This window comes from Streptomyces sp. YIM 121038 (genome assembly GCF_006088715.1).
Taxonomy (GTDB): domain Bacteria; phylum Actinomycetota; class Actinomycetes; order Streptomycetales; family Streptomycetaceae; genus Streptomyces.
The window spans coordinates 6,308,403-6,327,421 of sequence record NZ_CP030771.1 but is presented as its reverse complement, the minus strand read 5'-3'; the positions used below and the strand labels follow the sequence as shown (position 1 = coordinate 6,327,421).

18 protein-coding genes are annotated in these 19,019 nt (G+C 71.1%); 10 read left to right on the top strand and 8 right to left on the bottom strand.

Features of this window, described 5'->3' with window-relative positions; genetic code table 11:
* From C9F11_RS27255 to C9F11_RS27245, 3 genes are all read left to right on the top strand, one after another.
* Positions 1–261, top strand: coding sequence for a UBP-type zinc finger domain-containing protein (locus tag C9F11_RS27255; RefSeq protein ID WP_138961728.1), 261 nt, complete (start codon positions 1–3; stop codon positions 259–261).
* A 243-nt stretch (positions 262–504) separates the two neighbouring features.
* Positions 505–918 (top strand): anti-sigma regulatory factor, encoded by a 414-nt coding sequence (locus C9F11_RS27250; protein ID WP_138961726.1) that lies wholly within the window; start codon positions 505–507, stop codon positions 916–918.
* A gap of 65 nt (positions 919–983) precedes the next feature.
* A complete protein-coding gene (locus C9F11_RS27245) occupies positions 984–2,096 on the top strand; it encodes an RNA polymerase sigma factor SigF (protein ID WP_216677480.1) in 1,113 nt (370 codons plus the stop codon).
* 92 nt (positions 2,097–2,188) lie between these two features.
* Here C9F11_RS27245 and C9F11_RS27240 read toward each other — a convergent pair whose 3' ends face one another.
* Positions 2,189–2,641, bottom strand: a complete 453-nt coding sequence (locus tag C9F11_RS27240; RefSeq protein WP_138961724.1) for a hypothetical protein — start codon at positions 2,639–2,641, stop codon at positions 2,189–2,191.
* A gap of 104 nt (positions 2,642–2,745) precedes the next feature.
* On the opposite strand from C9F11_RS27240, the gene C9F11_RS27235 reads away from it, so the two are divergent.
* Together C9F11_RS27235 and C9F11_RS27230 are read left to right on the top strand one after the other, a co-directional pair.
* The gene (locus tag C9F11_RS27235) at positions 2,746–3,714 is read left to right on the top strand and encodes a diacylglycerol kinase family protein (RefSeq protein ID WP_138961722.1); all 969 of its coding nucleotides are present in this window, start codon (positions 2,746–2,748) and stop codon (positions 3,712–3,714) included.
* Positions 3,715–4,034: 320 nt separating this feature from the next.
* Positions 4,035–4,292, top strand: coding sequence for a WhiB family transcriptional regulator (locus C9F11_RS27230; RefSeq protein ID WP_003992873.1), 258 nt, complete (start codon positions 4,035–4,037; stop codon positions 4,290–4,292).
* 231 nt (positions 4,293–4,523) lie between these two features.
* Here C9F11_RS27230 and C9F11_RS27225 read toward each other — a convergent pair whose 3' ends face one another.
* Positions 4,524–5,990, bottom strand: a complete 1,467-nt coding sequence (locus tag C9F11_RS27225; RefSeq protein WP_138967058.1) for a PAS domain-containing sensor histidine kinase — start codon at positions 5,988–5,990, stop codon at positions 4,524–4,526.
* 481 nt (positions 5,991–6,471) lie between these two features.
* Positions 6,472–7,089: a TetR/AcrR family transcriptional regulator gene (locus tag C9F11_RS27220; protein ID WP_138961721.1), complete on the bottom strand. Its 618-nt coding sequence runs from the start codon at positions 7,087–7,089 to the stop codon at positions 6,472–6,474.
* A 95-nt stretch (positions 7,090–7,184) separates the two neighbouring features.
* Here C9F11_RS27220 and C9F11_RS27215 point away from each other — a divergent pair, with 95 nt between their 5' ends.
* Positions 7,185–8,027 (top strand): SDR family oxidoreductase, encoded by an 843-nt coding sequence (locus C9F11_RS27215; protein WP_138961720.1) that lies wholly within the window; start codon positions 7,185–7,187, stop codon positions 8,025–8,027.
* 57 nt (positions 8,028–8,084) lie between these two features.
* Here the strand turns inward: C9F11_RS27215 and C9F11_RS27210 are convergent, their stop codons facing one another.
* Entirely contained in the window at positions 8,085–9,155 is a 1,071-nt protein-coding gene (locus C9F11_RS27210) for an SIS domain-containing protein (RefSeq protein WP_138961718.1), read from the bottom strand.
* A 425-nt stretch (positions 9,156–9,580) separates the two neighbouring features.
* Here C9F11_RS27210 and nagB point away from each other — a divergent pair, with 425 nt between their 5' ends.
* Positions 9,581–10,366 (top strand): glucosamine-6-phosphate deaminase, encoded by a 786-nt coding sequence (nagB, locus tag C9F11_RS27205; RefSeq protein ID WP_138961717.1) that lies wholly within the window; start codon positions 9,581–9,583, stop codon positions 10,364–10,366.
* An 89-nt stretch (positions 10,367–10,455) separates the two neighbouring features.
* Here the strand turns inward: nagB and C9F11_RS27200 are convergent, their stop codons facing one another.
* The 4 genes from C9F11_RS27200 to C9F11_RS27185 form a co-directional block, all read right to left on the bottom strand.
* On the bottom strand, positions 10,456–11,949 hold the full coding sequence (locus C9F11_RS27200) for a glycoside hydrolase family 3 protein (RefSeq protein WP_138961715.1): 1,494 nt from the start codon (positions 11,947–11,949) through the stop codon (positions 10,456–10,458).
* Between the two features lie 9 nt (positions 11,950–11,958).
* Positions 11,959–12,789 (bottom strand): carbohydrate ABC transporter permease, encoded by an 831-nt coding sequence (locus tag C9F11_RS27195; RefSeq protein WP_138961713.1) that lies wholly within the window; start codon positions 12,787–12,789, stop codon positions 11,959–11,961.
* Positions 12,786–13,766 (bottom strand): sugar ABC transporter permease, encoded by a 981-nt coding sequence (locus tag C9F11_RS27190; protein ID WP_138961712.1) that lies wholly within the window; start codon positions 13,764–13,766, stop codon positions 12,786–12,788. The genes C9F11_RS27195 and C9F11_RS27190 overlap by 4 nt, the downstream gene beginning before the upstream one ends.
* A gap of 106 nt (positions 13,767–13,872) precedes the next feature.
* Positions 13,873–15,147 (bottom strand): extracellular solute-binding protein, encoded by a 1,275-nt coding sequence (locus C9F11_RS27185; RefSeq protein ID WP_138961711.1) that lies wholly within the window; start codon positions 15,145–15,147, stop codon positions 13,873–13,875.
* Positions 15,148–15,489: 342 nt separating this feature from the next.
* Between C9F11_RS27185 and C9F11_RS27180 the strand changes: the two genes are divergently transcribed.
* From C9F11_RS27180 to C9F11_RS27170, 3 genes are all read left to right on the top strand, one after another.
* Positions 15,490–16,317: a GntR family transcriptional regulator gene (locus C9F11_RS27180; RefSeq protein ID WP_138961710.1), complete on the top strand. Its 828-nt coding sequence runs from the start codon at positions 15,490–15,492 to the stop codon at positions 16,315–16,317.
* Between the two features lie 323 nt (positions 16,318–16,640).
* On the top strand, positions 16,641–18,782 hold the full coding sequence (locus C9F11_RS27175) for a carbon starvation CstA family protein (RefSeq protein ID WP_138961709.1): 2,142 nt from the start codon (positions 16,641–16,643) through the stop codon (positions 18,780–18,782).
* On the top strand, positions 18,779–18,979 hold the full coding sequence (locus C9F11_RS27170; protein WP_030683345.1) for a YbdD/YjiX family protein: 201 nt from the start codon (positions 18,779–18,781) through the stop codon (positions 18,977–18,979). Before C9F11_RS27175 ends, C9F11_RS27170 begins: the two co-directional genes overlap by 4 nt.
* The last annotated feature ends 40 nt before the right edge of the window (positions 18,980–19,019 follow it).

The window sequence follows — 19,019 nt, the reverse complement described above, 5'->3', positions numbered from 1 at the left end:
ATGAACGAGTGTCCGCACGTCAGCGCGCTGCCCCACCCCGAACCCGAGCCGCTGGGCGAAACCTGCCCGGAGTGCCTCGCGGCCGGCAGCCACCCCGTACAACTGCGGCTGTGCCTGACGTGCGGGCACGTGGGGTGCTGCGACTCCTCCCCGTTCCAGCACGCGACGGCGCACTTCAAGGAGACCGGTCACCCCGTGATGCGGTCCTTCGAGCCGGGTGAAAGCTGGCGTTGGTGCTTTGTCGACGGTTCGATCGTCTGAGGCCTGGGTACGTCAACCCGACGCTCGTTCTTTCCAATTGGGCCCGCAAAACCCCTAGCCACTGTCCGTACCCGTAGGCTTACTATGAGTGACAGCAACGGGGCGGGGCCCCGGGACACGGAACTGAGCAGCGCGGTAGCGTCACCGCTGAAAGACGAGGTGCGTTACCCGAGTGACGCAGTCCGGGCCGCCGGAGAGCGGCCCCGGAGCCCCGAAAGTGCTTGTACCACCTTGGAGGTGAGGGTGTCCCAGATCGCAGGCGAGCCCGGGAATCAGGACTTCGTAGAGGTCCGCCTTCCGGCTGCGGGTGCCTACCTGTCGGTGCTGCGTACGGCCACGGCCGGCCTCGCGGCGCGCTTGGACTTCACCCTGGACGAGATCGAGGACCTCCGCATCGCGGTCGACGAGGCCTGCGCGATCCTGCTCCAGCAGGCCGTGCCCGGCTCCGTGCTCAGCTGCGTCTTCCGGCTCGTCGACGACTCGTTGGAGGTGACCGTGTCGGCCCCCACCACCGACGGCCGCGCTCCGGAGCGGGACACCTTCGCCTGGACTGTGCTCTCGGCCCTCGCGGGCAAGGTCGACTCCTCGGTCGGCGACGACAAAACCGTTTCGATCAGCCTCTACAAACAACGCGGCGCGGGACCCGGGCCGGCGTGAGGAACGGGGACGGGCCGGTGCGGGACGAAGAGCGCGGAACACCCGGCAAACACGGCACCCACGGCCTGCCCGGCCGCGGCAGGGGCGGCACGCGCCCGGTCGCGGGGCGCGGCGGTCCCGCGGAGCCGGGGCCTGCCCCCGGAGGCATCCCCGAGCAGCAGGCGAGGCCCCACCCGCAGGACCCGGAGCAGTCGGGTCCGCTGACGGTGGCCGAGAAGACAGCGATGCCGGATGAGGCAGAGCCGACCGCCGAGGACGGGCTCGACGGGCTGTCCGGCCCGGGCGGGGGGCGAAAGGACCGAGTAGGCGCCGCACGCAGGGGGTCCCCCCGGGCGTCCAGCACTGGGGGCGCGACCCCAGAAGGGCGGCGGCTGGTGACGGGCGGGACGATGAGCGAGCACGAGCAGCACAGCCGACACGATCCACAGGACCGCAGCGGCGCGCGAGCGATGTTCGTGGAACTGCGCGCGCTGACGGACGGCAGCCCGGAGTACGCGGAGCTGCGCAACCGGCTGGTCCGCATGCACCTGCCGCTCGTGGAGCACCTGGCCCGCCGCTTCCGCAACCGCGGCGAACCCCTGGACGACCTGACGCAGGTCGCCACGATCGGCCTGATCAAGTCCGTGGACCGCTTCGACCCGGACCGCGGCGTGGAGTTCTCGACGTACGCGACGCCGACGGTCGTCGGCGAGATCAAGCGCCACTTCCGCGACAAGGGCTGGGCGGTGCGCGTCCCGCGGCGGCTGCAGGAGCTGCGCCTGGCCCTGACGACGGCGACCGCCGAGCTCTCCCAGCTGCACGGCCGCTCCCCCACCGTGCACGAGCTGGCCGAGAAGCTGGCGATCTCCGAGGAGGAGGTCCTGGAGGGCCTCGAGTCGGCCAACGCGTACTCCACGCTGTCCCTGGACGTCCCGGACACGGACGACGAGTCCCCGGCCGTCGCGGACACCCTCGGCGCCGAGGACGAGGCCCTGGAGGGCGTCGAGTACCGCGAGTCCCTCAAGCCGCTCCTGGAGGACCTGCCGCCCCGGGAGAAGCGGATCCTGCTCCTGCGCTTCTTCGGCAACATGACGCAGTCGCAGATCGCCCAGGAGGTCGGCATCTCCCAGATGCACGTCTCCCGGCTACTCGCCCGCACACTGGCCCAGCTGCGGGAGAAGCTCCTCGTGGAGGAGTGACCGTCCCCGCGCGCGGCGACGCGCCGCACGCGGGGGCCACGGCCTTCCCGCCCCTGTGAGGGGTCGGGGGCTACCTGCCGTCTTGTCGGGGGCTACTTGCCGTCTTCCTGTACGGAGCCGGGCCCGCCGATGCCCAGCGCCTCGGTCGCCGCGGGGTTCACGAGGAGGACGAGCGTGGCGATCGCGATCGCCGCGAGCGCGATACCGCCGGGGATCATCGCGCTGTCCGCCTGCAGCAGCTGCCAGGCCACCGGCAGCGCCATGATCTGCGTGATGATCGCGGGGCCGCGGGCCCACCGGCGCAGCCGCAGCAGGCCGCGCGCGGCGATCAGCGGCAGCAGCGCGAGGACGATCAGCGTGACCCCGCCGGTCGTGGCCTGCCGCGGGTTGTCGGGATCGCCCGCCAGACCCATCACGAGCATGTACGCACCGCCGACGACGAGGGCGAGGCCCTCCAGCGCGGCGAGCGCCGCGGCGGCCGTCAGGCGCCCGGGACGCGGCCCTGTTTCCGGGGCTTCGGGGGTGGTCTTCGGCTCAGTGCTCACGCATCGAGGGTAGCCGCGGGCGGCGCCGACGCGGGCACCGTGGGTGAGGCCCGGGCGAGACCTCGGTCTGGGCCGGGTAAAGGCGGCTAGGTAGTCTGCTGCGCATGCGTGCTCTCCTCGTGGTCAATCCGGCGGCTACTACCACCAGTGCGCGCACGCGTGACGTACTGATCCACGCGCTGGCGAGCGAGATGAAGCTGGAAGCGGTGACTACGGAGTACCGCGGTCACGCCCGCGACCTCGGCCGGCAGGCCGCGGAGAGCGAGGACGTCGAGCTGGTCGTCGCCCTCGGCGGCGACGGCACCGTCAACGAAGTCGTCAACGGTCTCCTGCACAACGGCCCCTCTCCGGAGAACCTGCCCCGCCTGGCCGTCGTCCCCGGGGGCTCGACCAATGTGTTCGCGCGCGCCCTGGGGCTGCCGAACGACGCCGTGGAGGCGACCGGCGCCATCCTGGACGCGCTGCGTGAGGGAAGCGAACGGACGGTGAGCCTCGGCCGGGTCTCGGGCACTCCGGGGACCGAGGACGAGGCGGTTCCGGCGCGCTGGTTCACCTTCGCGGCCGGGCTCGGCTTCGACGCGGGCGTGGTCGGCCGCGTCGAACAGCACCGCGAGCGAGGCAAGAAATCGACGCACGCCCTTTACGTACGCCAGGTGGTACGCCAGCTCCTCGGCGAGAGCGACCGCCGGCACGGGGCGATCACCCTGGAGCGGGCGGGCGAGGAGCCGGTGACGGACCTCGTGATGTCCATAATCTGCAACACCTCCCCCTGGTCCTACCTGGGCAATCGCCCCCTGTACGCCTCCCCGCAGGCGTCGTTCGACACCGGTCTCGACGTCCTCGGACTGAAGCGTCTTTCGACCGCTTCGGTGGCCCGTTACGGCACCCAACTGCTGCGCTCGACCCCCGAACGGGGGCCGCACGGGAAGAACGCGGTCTCGCTGCACGACCTGACGGACTTCACCTTGCATTCGAAGGCGCCTCTGCCCCTCCAGATGGACGGCGACCACCTGGGGCTGCGGACGAGCGTGACGTTCACAGGCGTACGCCGCGCACTGCGTGTGATTGTGTGAGTGGAAGGGCCTAAAGTCCTTTCACTCGAACGTTTAGGCCAGGATCCACCCCATGGAAGTACGGCTGTGACCCAGTCGACACTAAGGAATCAAAAAAAACTTTCCGGAAGGGGTTGTATCCGCCGCCGAGGTTTGCGAATCTCTAGGTGGCGATCGGGACGGCCCGCAACACCGGCCTCTACAGACCGCCAGAACCCCTCCTCTCACCACAAGGTCCACACCAGGCAACTGGGAGTCGGCCCTTCCCGCGCGGAGGGATTCGTGAAAGCGTTCACATTCACAAGCACCCTGCATGTAAGACCCAAGGAGAGGTAGCAGCCATGGACTGGCGTCACAACGCCGTTTGCCGCGAGGAAGACCCCGAGCTGTTCTTCCCCATCGGCAACACCGGTCCTGCGCTGCTGCAGATCGAGGAAGCCAAGGCCGTCTGCCGTCGCTGCCCTGTCATTGAGCAGTGCCTGCAGTGGGCGCTCGAGTCCGGTCAGGACTCCGGCGTCTGGGGTGGCCTCAGCGAGGACGAGCGCCGCGCGATGAAGCGCCGCGCCGCCCGCAACCGGGCGCGCCAGGCCAGCGCCTGACGCCCACGCCCCACGAGCCTGAGCCCGGCGGCGCGTACAGCGCGTACGCAACCCCCGCCCCCGAGCCGCAGCCGCGCAGCACCCCCGGTGCGCATCGCAACGTGAACGAGAAGCCCCGGACCCACCCGGTCCGGGGCTTCTCGCTGTGCGCGCGGGCCGGGGTTGCCGCCGCGCGCGGTGTCGGCCGCCGCGGCGGCCGTCCTTCGGGGGCTCCGGCGCTGGGCCCCGGCGTCACTTGTCGGCGCGTACCGGAATGTCCAGGACGACGCGCGTACCGCGCTCCGGGGCGCGGACCATGTCGAACGTGCCGCCCAGTTCGCCCTCGACAAGGGTGCGGACGATTTGCAGACCGAGATTGCCCGCGCGGTGCGGATCGAAGCCTTCCGGCAGGCCGACGCCGTCGTCCTGGACGGTGATCAGCAGGCGGGCGTCCTTGGTGGTGCCGCCGCGCACCGCGGACACCTCGACGGTGCCGGTGTCACCCTCGCGGAAACCGTGCTCCAGGGCGTTCTGCAGGACCTCGGTGAGGACCATCGACAGCGGAGTGGCGACCTCGGCGTCGAGGATGCCGAAGCGGCCCGTGCGGCGGCCCGTCACCTTGCCGGGCGAGATCTCCGCGACCATCGCGAGGACGCGGTCGGCGATGTCGTCGAACTCCACGCGCTCGTCCAGGTTCTGCGAGAGCGTCTCGTGGACGATGGCGATGGAGCCCACCCGGCGGACCGCCTCTTCGAGCGCCTCGCGACCCGATACGGAGTCGATGCGGCGCGCCTGGAGGCGCAGCAGGGCCGCGACCGTCTGGAGGTTGTTCTTCACCCGGTGGTGGATCTCCCGGATGGTGGCGTCCTTGGTGATCAACTCGCGCTCGCGGCGGCGCAGTTCGGTGACGTCGCGCAGGAGCACGAGCGAACCGATGCGCGGGCCCTTGGGCTTGAGCGGGATGGCGCGCAGCTGGATCACGCCGTCGCCGCCCTCGATCTCGAACTCGCGGGGCGCCCAGCCGCTGGCGAGCTTGATCAGCGCCTCGTCCACCGGCCCCCGGGACGGGGCGAGTTCGGCGGTCGCCTTGCCGAGGTGGTGGCCCACGAGGTCGGCGGCGAGACCGAGGCGGTGGTACGCGGACAGGGCGTTCGGCGACGCGTACTGCACGATGCCGTCCGCGTCGAGCCGGATCAGACCGTCCCCCACGCGCGGGGAGGCGTCCATGTCGACCTGCTGGTCGGGGAACGGGAAGGAGCCCGCCGCGATCATCTGCGCCAGGTCGGAGGCCGACTGGAGGTAGGTGAGCTCCAGGCGTGAAGGGGTGCGCACCGTCAGCAGGTTGGTGTTGCGGGCGATGACCCCGAGGACGCGTCCTTCCCGGCGCACGGGGATGGACTCGACCCGTACGGGGACCTCCTCGCGCCACTCCGGGTCGCCCTCGCGCACGATGCGGCCCTCGTCGAGGGCGGCGTCCAGGAGCGGGCGGCGGCCGCGCGGGACGAGGTGGCCGACCATGTCGTCCTGGTAGGAGGTGGGGCCGGTGTTGGGCCGCATCTGCGCCACGGAGACATAGCGGGTGCCGTCGCGCGTGGGGACCCACAGGACGAGGTCGGCGAAGGACAGGTCGGAGAGCAGCTGCCACTCCGAGACCAGCAGGTGCAGCCACTCGAGGTCGGAGTCGCCGAGGGCTGTGTGCTGACGTACGAGGTCGTTCATGGAGGGCACGTGTGCGAGCGTACCTGGCGGCCCGGGCGGGGCCCGGGGTCCGCTCCCCCGCGCGGGGGCGGCGGGCGCCCCGACGGGCCGCGGCGCCAGGGCGGGACCCTCAACCCGTCCCCAACACCGCAGCCCTTTGGTGCATCGACAGCCGGACTGTGCGGTATCGGCCGCCGATTCGGGAGAAGCCGACGCGGTCAGGGCAGAGAGCGCCGGATCCTCGGTCCGCTCTCCTGTGCGGGGAGGGCGGGGCTTATACCCGCATTGTGGACTAGACCATTCTCGTCTGTCTACGTACGGGGAGATGTTTGTCGCGGTGCCGTGCGCGGGGGCCCGGGACACGCCGTCGCGGCCTGCGGAACCCGACGGCCCAGGAGAGGTGGACCCGTCGGCCCAGCAGGCGGGGCCCGACGGCTCGGTGCGGGGAGGCCGACGGCTCAACGCGCGAAGGCCGACGGCCCGGCGCGTGAAGACCGACAGCTCAGTGCGCGGCGGCCACCGGCTCGGGCGCCGGCCAGGCCCGCATCGCCAGCTCCGCGACGGCCTCCAGCTCCTCGCGGGTGGCGCCGTCCCTCGACTGCTGGGACAGGCCCTGCAGGACGGCGCCCACATAGCGGGCGAGCGCCGCCGTGTCCGTGCCCCGGGGCAGCTCGCCGCTCGCCACGGCCGCCTTGATGCGGTCCTCGAACGAGGCCACGTTCGCGTTGCGCTGGTCGCGCAGGGTCTGCTCGACCTCGGGCGTCGCGCAGTTGACCGCGGCGTGGATGACGAGGCAGCCGTGCGGATGCGTCGGGTCCGTGTACTCCGCGGCCGCCTCGCGCAGCATGCGCTCGACGCCCGCGCGGACGGTCGGCTCCTCGTCCAGGGCGCGGGCGCCGAAGGCTCCGTACGAGACGGCGTAGCGCTGGAGGACCTCGGCGAACAGGGTCCGCTTGTCGCCGAAGGCCGCGTACAGGCTGGGCGCGCCGATGCCGAGCTCGCGGGTGAGGTCGGACACGGACGTCGTCTCGTACCCCTGCTCCCAGAACGTGCGCAGGGCCTTCTCCAGGGCCGTCTCACGGTCGAAGGAGCGGGGCCTGCCTCGCTGTTTCGTCGCCATGGGAAAAATTCTATAGCGGGCGCTAGAAAAGAGGGAGGGAGATCGGGTACGGTCTTTGTGTAGCGACCGCTAGAGAAAGAGGGGGGCGCCTGGTCATGGGTGCGCTGAAGGGGAATGAGACGGGGACGGCTCTCGGGGAGACGGCGCCGGGGGCGAGCGCTCCGGCGGCCGGACCGGCGGCGGGGCGGCTCGCGGGGAGGACCGCGCTCGTCACGGGCGGCAGCCGGGGCATCGGGCGGGGGATCGCCGAGCGGCTCGGCCGGGACGGCGCCCGCGTCGCGGTGCACTACGGCAGCAACGCGGCGGCCGCGAAGGAGACGGTGGCGGCGATCGAGCGGGCGGGCGGCTCGGCGTTCGCGATCGGCGCGCATCTGGGGACGCCGGGAGACGCACAGGCGCTGTGGTCGGCGTTCGACGCCCACGCGGACGGCCTCGACATCCTGGTGAACAACGCGGGGATCGGCACGTCACACCCCTTCGCGGACACCGACGAGGCGGAGTTCGACCGGCTCTTCGCGGTGAACGCCAAGGCGCCGTACTTCATCACGCAGCTCGGCGCGGAGCGCCTGCGCGACGGCGGCCGGATCATCAACATCTCGTCCGGCGTCTCCCGCGCCGCCGTCATGCCGGACATCATGACGTACGCGATGACGAAGGGCGCCCTGGACGTCTTCACCCGGAATCTGTCGAAGGTCCTCGGCCCCCGGGGCATCACGGTGAACTCGGTCGCCCCGGGGGTGGTGGACACGGACATCAACGCCGCCTGGCTGCGCGGCGAGGAGAACAAGGAGGCGTGGGCGGGCGCGGCGGCGCTGTCCGCCCTCGGCAAGGTCGGCACCGTGGAGGACATAGCCGACGTGGTCGCCTTCCTCGCCTCGCCGGACGGCCGCTGGGTGACGGGCCAGTGGCTCGACGCCACGGGGGGCTCGCTGGCCTGAGCGGTCCCGGCCCCGGCTCCCGCCTTCGACCCCGGCCCCCGGCGGGGCCTCGGCCGGTCAGCGGGTCTCCGTCACCTTCGCCAGCGCCCTGGGCGCGTCGGGATCCTGGCCGCGCGCGATGGTGACCTCGTAGGCGAGGAGTTGCAGGGGGATGATCTCCAGGATCGGCTGAAGCTCCTCGGCCACGTCCTCCGTCGGGAGTACGAATCCGGCGGACGCCTGCTCGACCTGGGCCTTGGGGCCGATGACCACCAGGTCGGCACCGCGGCCGCGCAGCCGGTCGAGGACGGGCTGGAGCGCCTCCCCTCCCCTGCCGTCGGTCACCACCGCGATGACGGGCGAGATGTTGTCGACCATGGCGAGAGGGCCGTGCAGGAGGTCGGCGCCGGAGTAGGCGAGGGCGGGGATGTAGCTGGTCTCCATCAGCTTCAGGGCGGCTTCCTTGGCGGTGGGGTAGCCGTAGCCGCGAGAGGTGATCACCATGCGTTCGGCGAAGCGGTAGCGCGCGGCGAGGGCGCGGATCTCCTCCTGCCGCGCCAGGAGGTCCGCGGCGAGGCCGGGCAGGGCACCGGCCTGAGCGCCGTCGCTCCCGCGCAGGCCCTCGACGAAGAGGTACAGGGCGAGCAGGGACGCCGTGTAGGTCTTCGTCGCCGGGAGGGCCTTCTCCGGGCCCGCGAGGATGTCGATGTGGTGCTCGGAGACGGCCGCGAGGGGCGAGTCCGGGTTGTTGGTGACGGCGAGGGTGACGGCACCGGCCTCGCGGGCGGCCTGGGTGGAGGCCACCAGGTCCGGGGAGCCGCCCGACTGGCTCACGGTGATGACGAGGACGTCCCGGAGGTCGGGCGTGGCGCTGTAGGCCGTGGTCGTGGACATGGAGGTCAGCCCGCAGGGCAGGCCGAGGCGGACTTCGAGGAGGTACTTGGCGTAGAGCGCGGCGTGGTCGGAGGTGCCGCGGGCTGTGAGCAGCACGAAGCGGGGGCGCTTCGCCGCGACCTCTTCGGCGGTCCGGCGGATCCCGGGAGCGCCGACGTCGAGGATGCGCCGCAGCACGTCGGGCTGCTCGGCCATCTCCCGGGACATGATGCGGCCCGGCTGCTCGCTGTACGGGGAGGAGGGGGTCACGGTCATGCGTACCACTCTGCTCGCTCCCGGCCGTGAGCGCTCCTTGTTCAGGGGGCTCGGACACGGGGCCCTGGGGCCGGGCGGGCCTCGATGGGCTCAGGACGCGGCACCCTCAGCCCAGGCAGGCTTCAGGGTCGCCGCCCTCAGCTCCGGGGGGCACCGGACCGCCGCCCCGGCTCCGGCGGGCTTCAGGGGCGCTGCCCTCAGCTCGGGAGGGTCAAGGCTGCCGCCCAGGCAGGCTTCGCCCCGCCCGCCCCGCCGCAAGCGTCCCGTCCTCGCCCCGGGGCGCCCCCGCAGGTGTGCCCGGTTCGCCGGGCGTGGTGGGTGGGGAGCCGGAAGCATGGGTGTGAGAGGGCTGCGCTCCCTGGGGGCAGCTCTGCTAGATTGGTCTATACCACACCGTCCCCCTTCTCCAGATCGGCAGGCCCAGCGTGGAAGTTGTCATCGTCCCGGACGCCAAGGCAGGCGGCGAGCTCATCGCGGAGGCCATGGCCGCCCTGGTGCGCCGCAAGCCTGACGCCCTGCTCGGTGTCGCCACCGGCTCGACCCCGCTGCCCATCTACGAGGCCCTGGCCGCCAAGGTCCGCGGCGGTGCCGTGGATGTGGCGCGGGCGCGGATCTGCCAGCTCGACGAGTACGTCGGGCTTCCGGTCGGGCACCCGGAGTCGTACCGCTCGGTGGTGCTCCGGGAGGTCGTCGAGCCGCTCGGACTGAGCGAGTCGGCCTTCATGGGTCCTGACGGCAGCGCCGAGGACGTCCAGGGCGCCTGCGAGGCGTACGACCGCGCGCTCGCCGAGGCGGGCGGGGTGGACCTCCAGCTGCTCGGGATCGGCACGGACGGGCACATCGGGTTCAACGAGCCCTGCTCGTCGCTGGCCTCGCGGACGCGGATCAAGACCCTGACCGAGCAGACCCGCGTGGACAACGCGCGGTTCTTCGACGGGGACATCGACCAGGTCCCGCACCACGTCATCACGCAGGGCATCGGCACGATCCTGGAGGCGCGGCACCTGGTGCTGCTCGCGACGGGCGAGGGCAAGGCGGACGCCGTGGCGGCCACGGTCGAGGGGCCGGTGGCATCCCTCGTGCCCGCGTCGGCGCTCCAGCTGCACCCGCACGCGACGGTCGTGGTGGACGAGGCCGCGGCGTCCAAGCTGAAGCTGGCGGAGTACTTCCGGCACACCTACGCCAACAAGCCCGCGTGGCAGGGGCTCTAGGCCTCGGACCCGGGTACGCGCAAGGCGCCGGCCGCCCCACTCGGTGGGGCGGCCGGCGCCTTCGTCTCTGGCGGCCCTCGGCCTCCGTGCTACGCGCCGGTGATCGTCTCCGCTGCCGCGATGCCGCAGACGCGGGCCGCGCCGTGGGTGGCGATGTGCAGGGCGCCGGTGGGCTTGGCCTGCGGGACGCCCATCTCGACCACGACGGTGTCGGGGCGGGCGGCGAGCAGGTGGTCCACGGCGGCCGTCATCCAGGGGTGGCGGTGGGCGTCGCGGACGACGGCGACGATGCGCCGGTCCCCCGCGGCGGCCAGGGCCTCGCGGCCCGCGTCGGCGCCGGTGAAGGAGCCGGTCTCGGTGCCGGGCAGACGGCGGCCGAGTTCGGCGGCGACGCCCCACGGGGTCTCGTCGCCGACCGCGATGTTGGCCACCGGCGTGAAGGCGGCGACGTAGGGGGCGCTGGTCAGCGGACCGGCGTAGGTCTCGCTGTGGGTGACCGTCAGGGCGCGGCGGGCCGCGCGCAGGCCGATCTCGGTGTCGGGCACGCCCCCCGAACGCCCGGCCGCGCCCGACACCGAGGTCCAGTGCGCGAGCGCCCGGACCCGGGCGGCCGCGTCGGCGAGCCGCTCCTCGGGCAGCTCGCCCGCGCGCACGGCCGCCACGAGGGCGTCGCGCAGACGGCGTACGGTCAGCTCGTCGTGGAGGCCGCCGCCGACGCAGATGGCGTCGCAGCCGGCGGCGATGGCGAGGACGGTGCCGCGTTCGATGCCGTACGTCGAGGAGATGGCCTGCATCTCGATGCCGTCGGTGACGATGAGGCCGTCGAAGCCGAGCTCGCCGCGGAGCAGGTCGGTGAGGATGCGCCGGGAGAGCGTCGCCGGGTACGCGGCGTCGAGCGCCGGGACGCTGATGTGGGCGCTCATCACGGCCTGCGTGCCCGCGGCGATGGCGGCCCGGAAGGGGGCGAGTTCGCGGGCGCCCAGGACGTCCGCGTCGACGCCGATGTGCGGCACGGCGTGGTGCGAGTCGACGGCGGTGTCGCCGTGGCCCGGGAAGTGCTTGGCGCAGGCGGCGACGCCGGAGGACTGCAGGCCCTCGATGTACGCGGCGGTGTGCCGGGCCACCAGATCGGGGTCCGCGCCGAAGGAGCGTACGCCGATGACCGGGTTGTCCGGGTCGGAGTTGACGTCCGCGGACGGCGCCCAGTTGAAGGTGACGCCGCACTCGGCGAGGCGGCGGCCCAGCTCGGCGGCGACGCCACGGGTGAGCGCGGTGTCGTCCACCGCCCCGAGGGCGTGGTTGCCGGGGAAGGACGAGCCGGTGCGCACCTCGAGGCGGGTGACGTCCCCGCTCTCCTCGTCGATGGCGACGATGAGGTCCTCGCGCTCGGCGCGCAGCTGCGCGGTGAGCGCGGCCACCTGCTCGGGCGTCTCGACGTTGCGGCCGAACAGGCCCACGGCGGCCAGGCCCTCGCCGATGTGGCGGAGCAGCCAGTCGGGGGCGGTGGTGCCGCCGAAGCCGGGCTGGAGGACGGTGAGGGCGTCACGCGTCAGGGCGTCCGGCGTGGATGCGGTAGAGCTCATGAGTGTGCGTTATCCCTTCACGGCACCGTCGGTCAGACCGGCGACGGCGCGCCGCTGGAGGAAGACGAAGAGGAGCAGGATCGGGATGGCGAAGATCGAGGACGCGGCCATGGTGGCACCCCAGTCGTCGCCGTAGACGGTCTGGAAGCTCGACAGCCACGTCGGGAGCGTCTTCGACTCCGGGTCCTTGTTGACGAGGAGGGCGATGGGGAACTCGTTCCAGGCGGTGATGAAGCCGAAGAGCGAGGTGGACATCAGGCCGGGGGCGAGCAGCGGCAGGATGACGCGGCGGAACGCCTGCATACGGGTGCAGCCGTCGACCATCGCGGACTCCTCCAGCTCCTTGGGCACGGCGGCGACGAAGCCGCGCAGCGTGAGGATCGTGAAGGGCAGGATCATCACCATGTAGAAGAGCGTCAGCGGCACCAGGCTGTTCAGCATCTCGGCGTCGCGCACGATCATGTAGATCGAGATGACCATGACTTCCCAGGGCGCCATCTGGGCCAGCATGAAGCCGATGATGAAGCCCCGGCGGCCCTTGAACCGCATGCGGGCGAGCGCGAAGGCCGACAGCAGGGCGATGGCGAGGGAGAAGACGACCGCGAGGACGGTGACGGTCACCGAGTTCCTGACCATCTGCCAGAAGTGGTCGGCGTCGACGGCCGTCTTGAAGTGCTCGACGGTGAAGTCGAAGGGGATCCAGACCGGGTCCTCGCTGATGATGTCGCCGGTCGGCTTGAAGGCCGTGGCGAACATCCAGTAGACGGGGAAGACCAGGCCGATGAAGAGGACGACGGCGACGACGTTGGGCCAGGTGCGGCCGAACCAGGAGCGCTTCACGCGTCCTCCTCTTGCTTGAGCACGATGCGCAGGTGGTACGCGGTCAGGAAGAGCATGATGATGATGGTCAGCATGGCGATGGCGGAGCCCATGCCGTAGTGCTGGTTGCCCGAGCCCTCGATGTAGGCGTACACGGGCAGGATCTCCGTGAGCCGGTCGGGGCCGCCCTTGTTGATGGCGTAGACCTGGACGAGGGCCTTGAAGACCCAGATGACCTCGAGGAAGGTCGTGGCGTAGAGGAAGGGCCGCAGGAACGGCAGGGTCACCGAGGTGAACTGCTTCCAGGCGCCCGCGCCGTCGAGCGACGCGGCCTCGTAGAGCTCCTTGGGGATGGTCGTGGTGGCGGCGTACAGGTTGATCGCCACGAAGGGGATCGACATCCACACGATCAGCGTGATGATCACGAAGAAGGTGGAGTACTGGCCGCCGAACCAGTCGTAGTCGGCCATGGAGCTGAAGCCGATCTTGGCGAGCACCCAGTTGACGACGCCGAAGCGCTGCGCGAACAGCCACTGGTAGACCGTGGTGCCCGCGACGACGGGCATGGCCCAGGCGAGGACGAGGCCGAACAGGAGCAGCCGTCGCATCTTGGTGCCGAGCTTGGCGAGCAGCAGTCCGATGAGGGTGCCGAGCGCCATGATGAGGACGACGTTGATGGCGGTGAAGACGATCGACCGCCCGGTGACGCGCCAGAAGTCCTCGCTCTTGAGGACCTCCTTGTAGTTGTCGATGCCGTTCCACTCGGTGAGATGCAGGATGACCTGTCTCATGTTGAGGTTCTGGAACGACAGGATCCCGTTGTTCACCAGCGGCCAGCCGAGGAACAGCAGGGTCGCCACGAGCGCGGGAAGCAGCAGCAGATAGGGCGCGAGGGCCCCGGCCCTGGCCCGGGGCGTGCGCGGGGCCCCGCTGCGCCCGCCGCCCGACTTCACTACCTCCGGCGGGCCGGAGGGCGGCCGTTCGGTCTGTACGGTCATGCTCGCCATCTCTCTCATCGGCACGTCACACAGGAATGCGCCGGGGGCGGCGAGGTGGGGGTCGCGGGCACGACCCTGGTGTCACCGCCCCCGGCGGGGCGCTTCCTTACTGCTTCTGCGACAGGCGCTTGTTGAACTCGCCCTCGACCTTCTTGGCGGCGTCGGCGGGCGATTCGCCGTTCATGACCGCGGTCAGGTAGCTCTTGATCGGGTTGGGCTCGTTCTCCACGGCGGCCCACTCCGGGATCAGCGGGGTGATGCCACCGCCGGCGGCGGCCGGGGCCATGGCCTCGGCGGCCGGGTTGCCCTTGAGGTTGGACTCCAGGGCCTGCTTGTTCGGGATCACGCCGCCTTCCTTGGCGAGCGCGCCCTCGAACTTGTCGGACAGGGCGATCTTCAGGAACTCCTTGGCGAGCTCCTGCTTCTTGCTGGTGGCGGCGACGGCGAGGTTGGAGCCGCCGAGGAAGACGCCCTCGGGCTTGTCGGCCGCGGCGCCGGGGATCGTGAAGTAGCCGATGTCCTTCTCGATCTTCTTGTTGGCCTTGATGGCCGTGGCGGCCTCCCAGCTCATGCCGATGAAGGCGCCGGTCTTGCCCTTGGCGAAGACCTCGGCCTGCTGCGGGGTGGCCTCGTCCTTGTTCTTCGGCGCCTTGGACAGGGCCTGGAACTTCTTGTAGGTCTCCGCGGCCTTGGCGACCTTCGGGTCGGCCAGGTTGGAGACGTACTTGTCGCCGTCCTTCTTGACCAGCTCGCCGCCCTCGCCGATGACGAGGCCCACGAAGTGGTACCAGTTCTGGCCCGGCAGGTAGATCGGCTCCGCGTCGGTCTTGTCGCCGATCTTCTTCAGGTCGGCGTAGAACTCGTCACGGGTCTTGGGCGTCTTCTTGATGCCCGCGTCGGCCCAGACCTTCTTGTTGTAGAGCACGACGCGGTTCAGGACGAACCACGGGGCGGCGTACTGCTTGCCGTCGACGACCGTGGACTTGTTGATCGAATCGGTCCAGTCGGCGCCGAGGGACTCCTTGAGGTCACTCAGGTCGGCGAGGCCGCCGGACTTGGCGTAGGCGGCCGTCTGGGTGTTGCCGATCTCGAAGACGTCCGGCGGGTTCTCCTCGGAGAGGGCGGCGGTCAGCTTCTGCTGGATGCCGTTCCAGTCCTGGACCTCGAGCTTGAGCTTCGCGCCGGTCTTCTTCTCGAAGGCCGCCTTGACGTCCTTGGTCCAGGTGTCCGGCGTCGAGCCGTCCATGGCCCAGAGCGTCAGCGTCTCGCCCTTGAAGCCGTCCGCCCCGGACTTCTTGTCGTCGTCGCTGTCGCCACCACAGGCCGCGATCGAGACCAACATGCCCGCGACACCGATAGCCGCTATGAGCTTGCGCTTCACGTCATCCTCCTTTGGATGCCACCCAGCCAACCCCCCACCCGCAGCGACCAAGAGGACCGAAAGACTGCCCGTGGGACTGGACCTGGTCTTTAATGGTGTAGACCAGTACGGGGGAGCTTGGCCTAGACCTTTTGGGGTGTCAAGGGTGTATAAGAAGGGCAGTCGGCTCCGTTATCGGACCGACACCTGAGCGCCACGGCTCACCCCCACGGCTTCGCTCGAACAGGGGTGACCCCCCTGGCCCGGACCGTGCCACGATGTGAGCCGCGACAGACGGAGGAGCCGGTGACGGCAGCAGCACAGGAGCCGGTGAGAGCAGCGCAGGAACGGGGAAGGCGGAGCATGGGCACAGAGGCGGGCAGTACCCGGTCCGAGGTCGGCACCTCGGCGACGGCATCCGCGAGCACGGCCGCCCCGGTGGCGGGCGACGGCTCCGGCCCCGGCAAGCCCGTGCGCCCGGCCCGCGTACCCAAGTACTACCGCCTCAAGCGGCACTTGCTGGACATGACCGAGACCCTGCCGCCGGGCACCCCGGTGCCGCCCGAGCGCACGCTCGCCGCCGAGTTCGACACCTCGCGCACGACGGTGCGCCAGGCCCTGCAGGAGCTGGTCGTCGAGGGGCGCCTGGAGCGCATCCAGGGCAAGGGCACGTTCGTGGCCAAGCCGAAGGTGTCGCAGGCGCTCCAACTCACCTCGTACACCGAGGACATGAAGGCCCAGGGCCTGGAGCCGACCTCCCAGCTCCTGGACATCGGGTACATCACCGCCGACGACACCCTCGCCGGCCTCCTGGACATCGCCGCGGGCGGGCGCGTCCTGCGCATCGAGCGCCTGCGGCTCGCCAGCGGCGAGCCGATGGCCATCGAGACCACGCACCTGTCCGCGAAGCGCTTCCCCGCGCTCAGACGCTCGCTGGTGAAGTACACCTCGCTCTACACGGCGCTCGCCGAGGTCTACGACGTGCACCTCGCCGAGGCCGAGGAGACCATCGAGACCTCCCTCGCGACCCCGCGCGAGGCGGGCCTGCTCGGCACCGACGTGGGCCTGCCGATGCTGATGCTGTCGCGGCACTCCGTGGACGGCGGCGGGCAGCCGGTGGAGTGGGTGCGCTCGGTGTACCGGGGCGACCGGTACAAGTTCGTGGCCCGGCTCAAGCGACCGCAGGACTGAGACCACCAGGACCGGCACCGCCGCGGTGCCGCCGTCGCGCGCCGGCGCCCGGCGGCACCGGCACCACCGGGCCGGGGCACGGGAGCGAGGCGCGCCCGGCCGTCACGCCCCGCGCCCGGGCGACACCGCGATTCGCCCCGACCGCCACTCCCCGGGCCCCGACTGCCACTCCCCGGGCCCCGCCCGCCATGCCCCGGACCCCGCCCGTCACGCCCCGGGCCCCGGCCCGCACCGCGTTTCACCCTGTCCGCCCCATGGCGCAGATCACCTTCCTGCCCTACCGTCCTCCCGTCACCGCAGACACGCGACCGGGAGGACGGCCCGTGCGCACAGCGACCCCCAAGACCCTAGTCATCTGGAGCCTCGTCGCGCTGGTCGGCGCCGCGGGCTGGACCGTGCTCGCGCTCTCCCGGGACGAGGAGGTGTCCGCCGCCTGGATGGTGGCCGCCGCCCTCGGCTCGTACGCCATCGCCTACCGCTTCTACGCGAAGTTCATCGCGCACAAGGTCCTGCGCGTCGACAAGCGCAGGGCCACGCCCGCCGAGCGGCTCGACAACGGCATCGACTTCCACCCGACCGACCGGCGCGTACTGCTCGGCCACCACTTCGCGGCGATCGCGGGCGCGGGGCCCCTGGTGGGGCCCGTGCTCGCCGCCCAGATGGGGTATTTGCCCGGCACCATCTGGATCATCGCGGGGGTGATCTTCGCGGGGGCCGTGCAGGACATGGTGGTCCTGTTCTTCTCCACCCGCCGCGACGGCAAGTCCCTCGGTCAGATGGCGCGGGACGAGATCGGCCCGTTCGGCGGGGCCGCGGCGCTGCTCGCCACCTTCGCCATCATGATCATCCTCCTTGGCGTGCTCGCGCTCGTGATCGTGAACGCCCTCGCCGACTCGCCCTGGGGCACCTTCTCGATCGCGATGACGATCCCGATCGCCCTGTTCATGGGCTTCTACCTGCGGATCCTGCGCCCGGGCCGGGTCAGCGAGGTCTCGTTCATCGGCATCGGCCTGCTGCTGCTCGCGCTGGTCGCGGGCCGCTGGGTGGCGGAGTCCTCCTGGGCGGAGGCCTTCACGCTCGCCCCCTCGACGCTGGTCATCTGGCTGGTGGCGTACGGCTTCATCGCCTCGATCCTGCCGGTGTGGATGCTGCTCGCGCCGCGCGACTACCTGTCCACGTTCATGAAGATCGGCACGATCGTGCTGCTCGCGCTCGGTGTGGTCCTCACCCTGCCGACGCTGAAGATGGACCCGGTCACCGACTTCGCCTCGCGCGGCGACGGGCCGGTCTTCGCGGGCTCGCTCTTCCCGTTCGTGTTCATCACGATCGCGTGCGGCGCGCTCTCCGGCTTCCACGCCCTGATCTCCTCCGGCACGACGCCGAAGATGATCCAGAAGGAGACCCAGGTCCGGATGATCGGCTACGGCTCCATGCTGATGGAGTCGTCCGTGGCGGTCATGGCCCTGGTCGCGGCGAGCATCATCGACCCGGGCCTGTACTTCGCGATGAACGCGCCCGCGGGCGTGGTCGGCGACACCGTCCAGGAGGCGTCCCGGGCGGTCGCGAACTTCGGGTACACCATCTCCCCCGAGGACCTCGCGCGGGCCGCCGAGAACGTCGAGGAGAGCTCGCTGCTCTCGCGCACGGGCGGCGCGCCGACCCTGGCGATCGGCGTCTCGGAGATCTTCTCCAAGGTCACCGGGGACTCGCTGCGGGCGTTCTGGTACCACTTCGCGATCATGTTTGAGGCCCTTTTCATCCTCACCGCGCTCGACGCGGGCACGCGCGTGGGCCGGTTCATGCTCCAGGACATGCTGGGCAACGTCTATAAACCCTTCAAGAACGTGAGCTGGAAGCCGGGCCTGGTGCTGACCAGCGCGGTCGTGACCGGCCTGTGGGGCTACTTCCTCTGGGTCGGCGTGCACGAGCCGCTCGGCGGCATCAACCAGCTCTTCCCGATCTTCGGCATCGCCAACCAGCTGCTCGCCGCCGTGGCCCTCGCCGTGTGCACCACGCTCCTGGTGAAGTCCGGACGGCTCAAGTGGGCCTGGATCACCGGGGTCCCCCTGGTCTGGGACGCGACGGTGACGCTCACGGCGAGCTGGCAGAAGGTGTTCTCCAACGACCCGCGCGTGGGCTTCTTCAAGCAGCGCTCGGTCTACCGGGACGCCATCGACGACGGCAAGGTCCTGCCGCCCGCCAAGACCATGGACGACATGCACACCGTCGTCACCAACTCCACGGTGGACGGCGTCCTTTCGGCGGCCCTCGCGGTCCTCGTCGTGATCGTGCTCGTGGACGCGGCCCGCGTCTGCGTCCGGCACGTCCGCGACCCGCTGTCCTCGCGCCTGAGCGAGGCGCCGTTCGTGGAGTCGAGGACCGTCGCGCCCGCCGGGCTCGTCGCCACGAAGGAGGAGAAGGCGGAGCTGGTGGCCTACGAACGCGCGCAGGCGGGCCCCTCGTGACCGGCCCGCTGCGCCGCGCGCTGCGCGCCGTCCGCTGGTACGTACGGGAGTTGACGGACGAGTCCGCGTACGAGCGGTACGTGGCGCACGTGCGCAAGGAGCATCCGGCCGCGGCCGTGCCGACCCGGAGGGCGTTCGAGCGTATGCGGACGGACCGCCAGGAGTCGGACCCGCGGCAGGGCTTCCGCTGCTGCTGAGGGCGCTGAAGACCCCTCTGTGGCCCGTCCGTTATACGGA

Bases quoted from the DNA above. Each gene is read 5' to 3' on its own strand.
- C9F11_RS27255 (WP_138961728.1), top strand. From the start codon at position 1: ATGAACGAGTGTCCGCACGTCAGCGCGCTGCCCCACCCCGAACCCGAG.
- C9F11_RS27235 (WP_138961722.1), top strand. From the start codon at position 2,746: ATGCGTGCTCTCCTCGTGGTCAATCCGGCGGCTACTACCACCAGTGCG.
- C9F11_RS27230 (WP_003992873.1), top strand. From the start codon at position 4,035: ATGGACTGGCGTCACAACGCCGTTTGCCGCGAGGAAGACCCCGAGCTG.
- C9F11_RS27225 (WP_138967058.1), bottom strand. From the start codon at position 5,990: ATGAACGACCTCGTACGTCAGCACACAGCCCTCGGCGACTCCGACCTC.
- C9F11_RS27220 (WP_138961721.1), bottom strand. From the start codon at position 7,089: ATGGCGACGAAACAGCGAGGCAGGCCCCGCTCCTTCGACCGTGAGACG.
- C9F11_RS27215 (WP_138961720.1), top strand. From the start codon at position 7,185: ATGGGTGCGCTGAAGGGGAATGAGACGGGGACGGCTCTCGGGGAGACG.
- C9F11_RS27210 (WP_138961718.1), bottom strand. From the start codon at position 9,155: ATGACCGTGACCCCCTCCTCCCCGTACAGCGAGCAGCCGGGCCGCATC.
- C9F11_RS27200 (WP_138961715.1), bottom strand. From the start codon at position 11,949: ATGAGCTCTACCGCATCCACGCCGGACGCCCTGACGCGTGACGCCCTC.
- C9F11_RS27190 (WP_138961712.1), bottom strand. From the start codon at position 13,766: ATGACCGTACAGACCGAACGGCCGCCCTCCGGCCCGCCGGAGGTAGTG.
- C9F11_RS27180 (WP_138961710.1), top strand. From the start codon at position 15,490: ATGGGCACAGAGGCGGGCAGTACCCGGTCCGAGGTCGGCACCTCGGCG.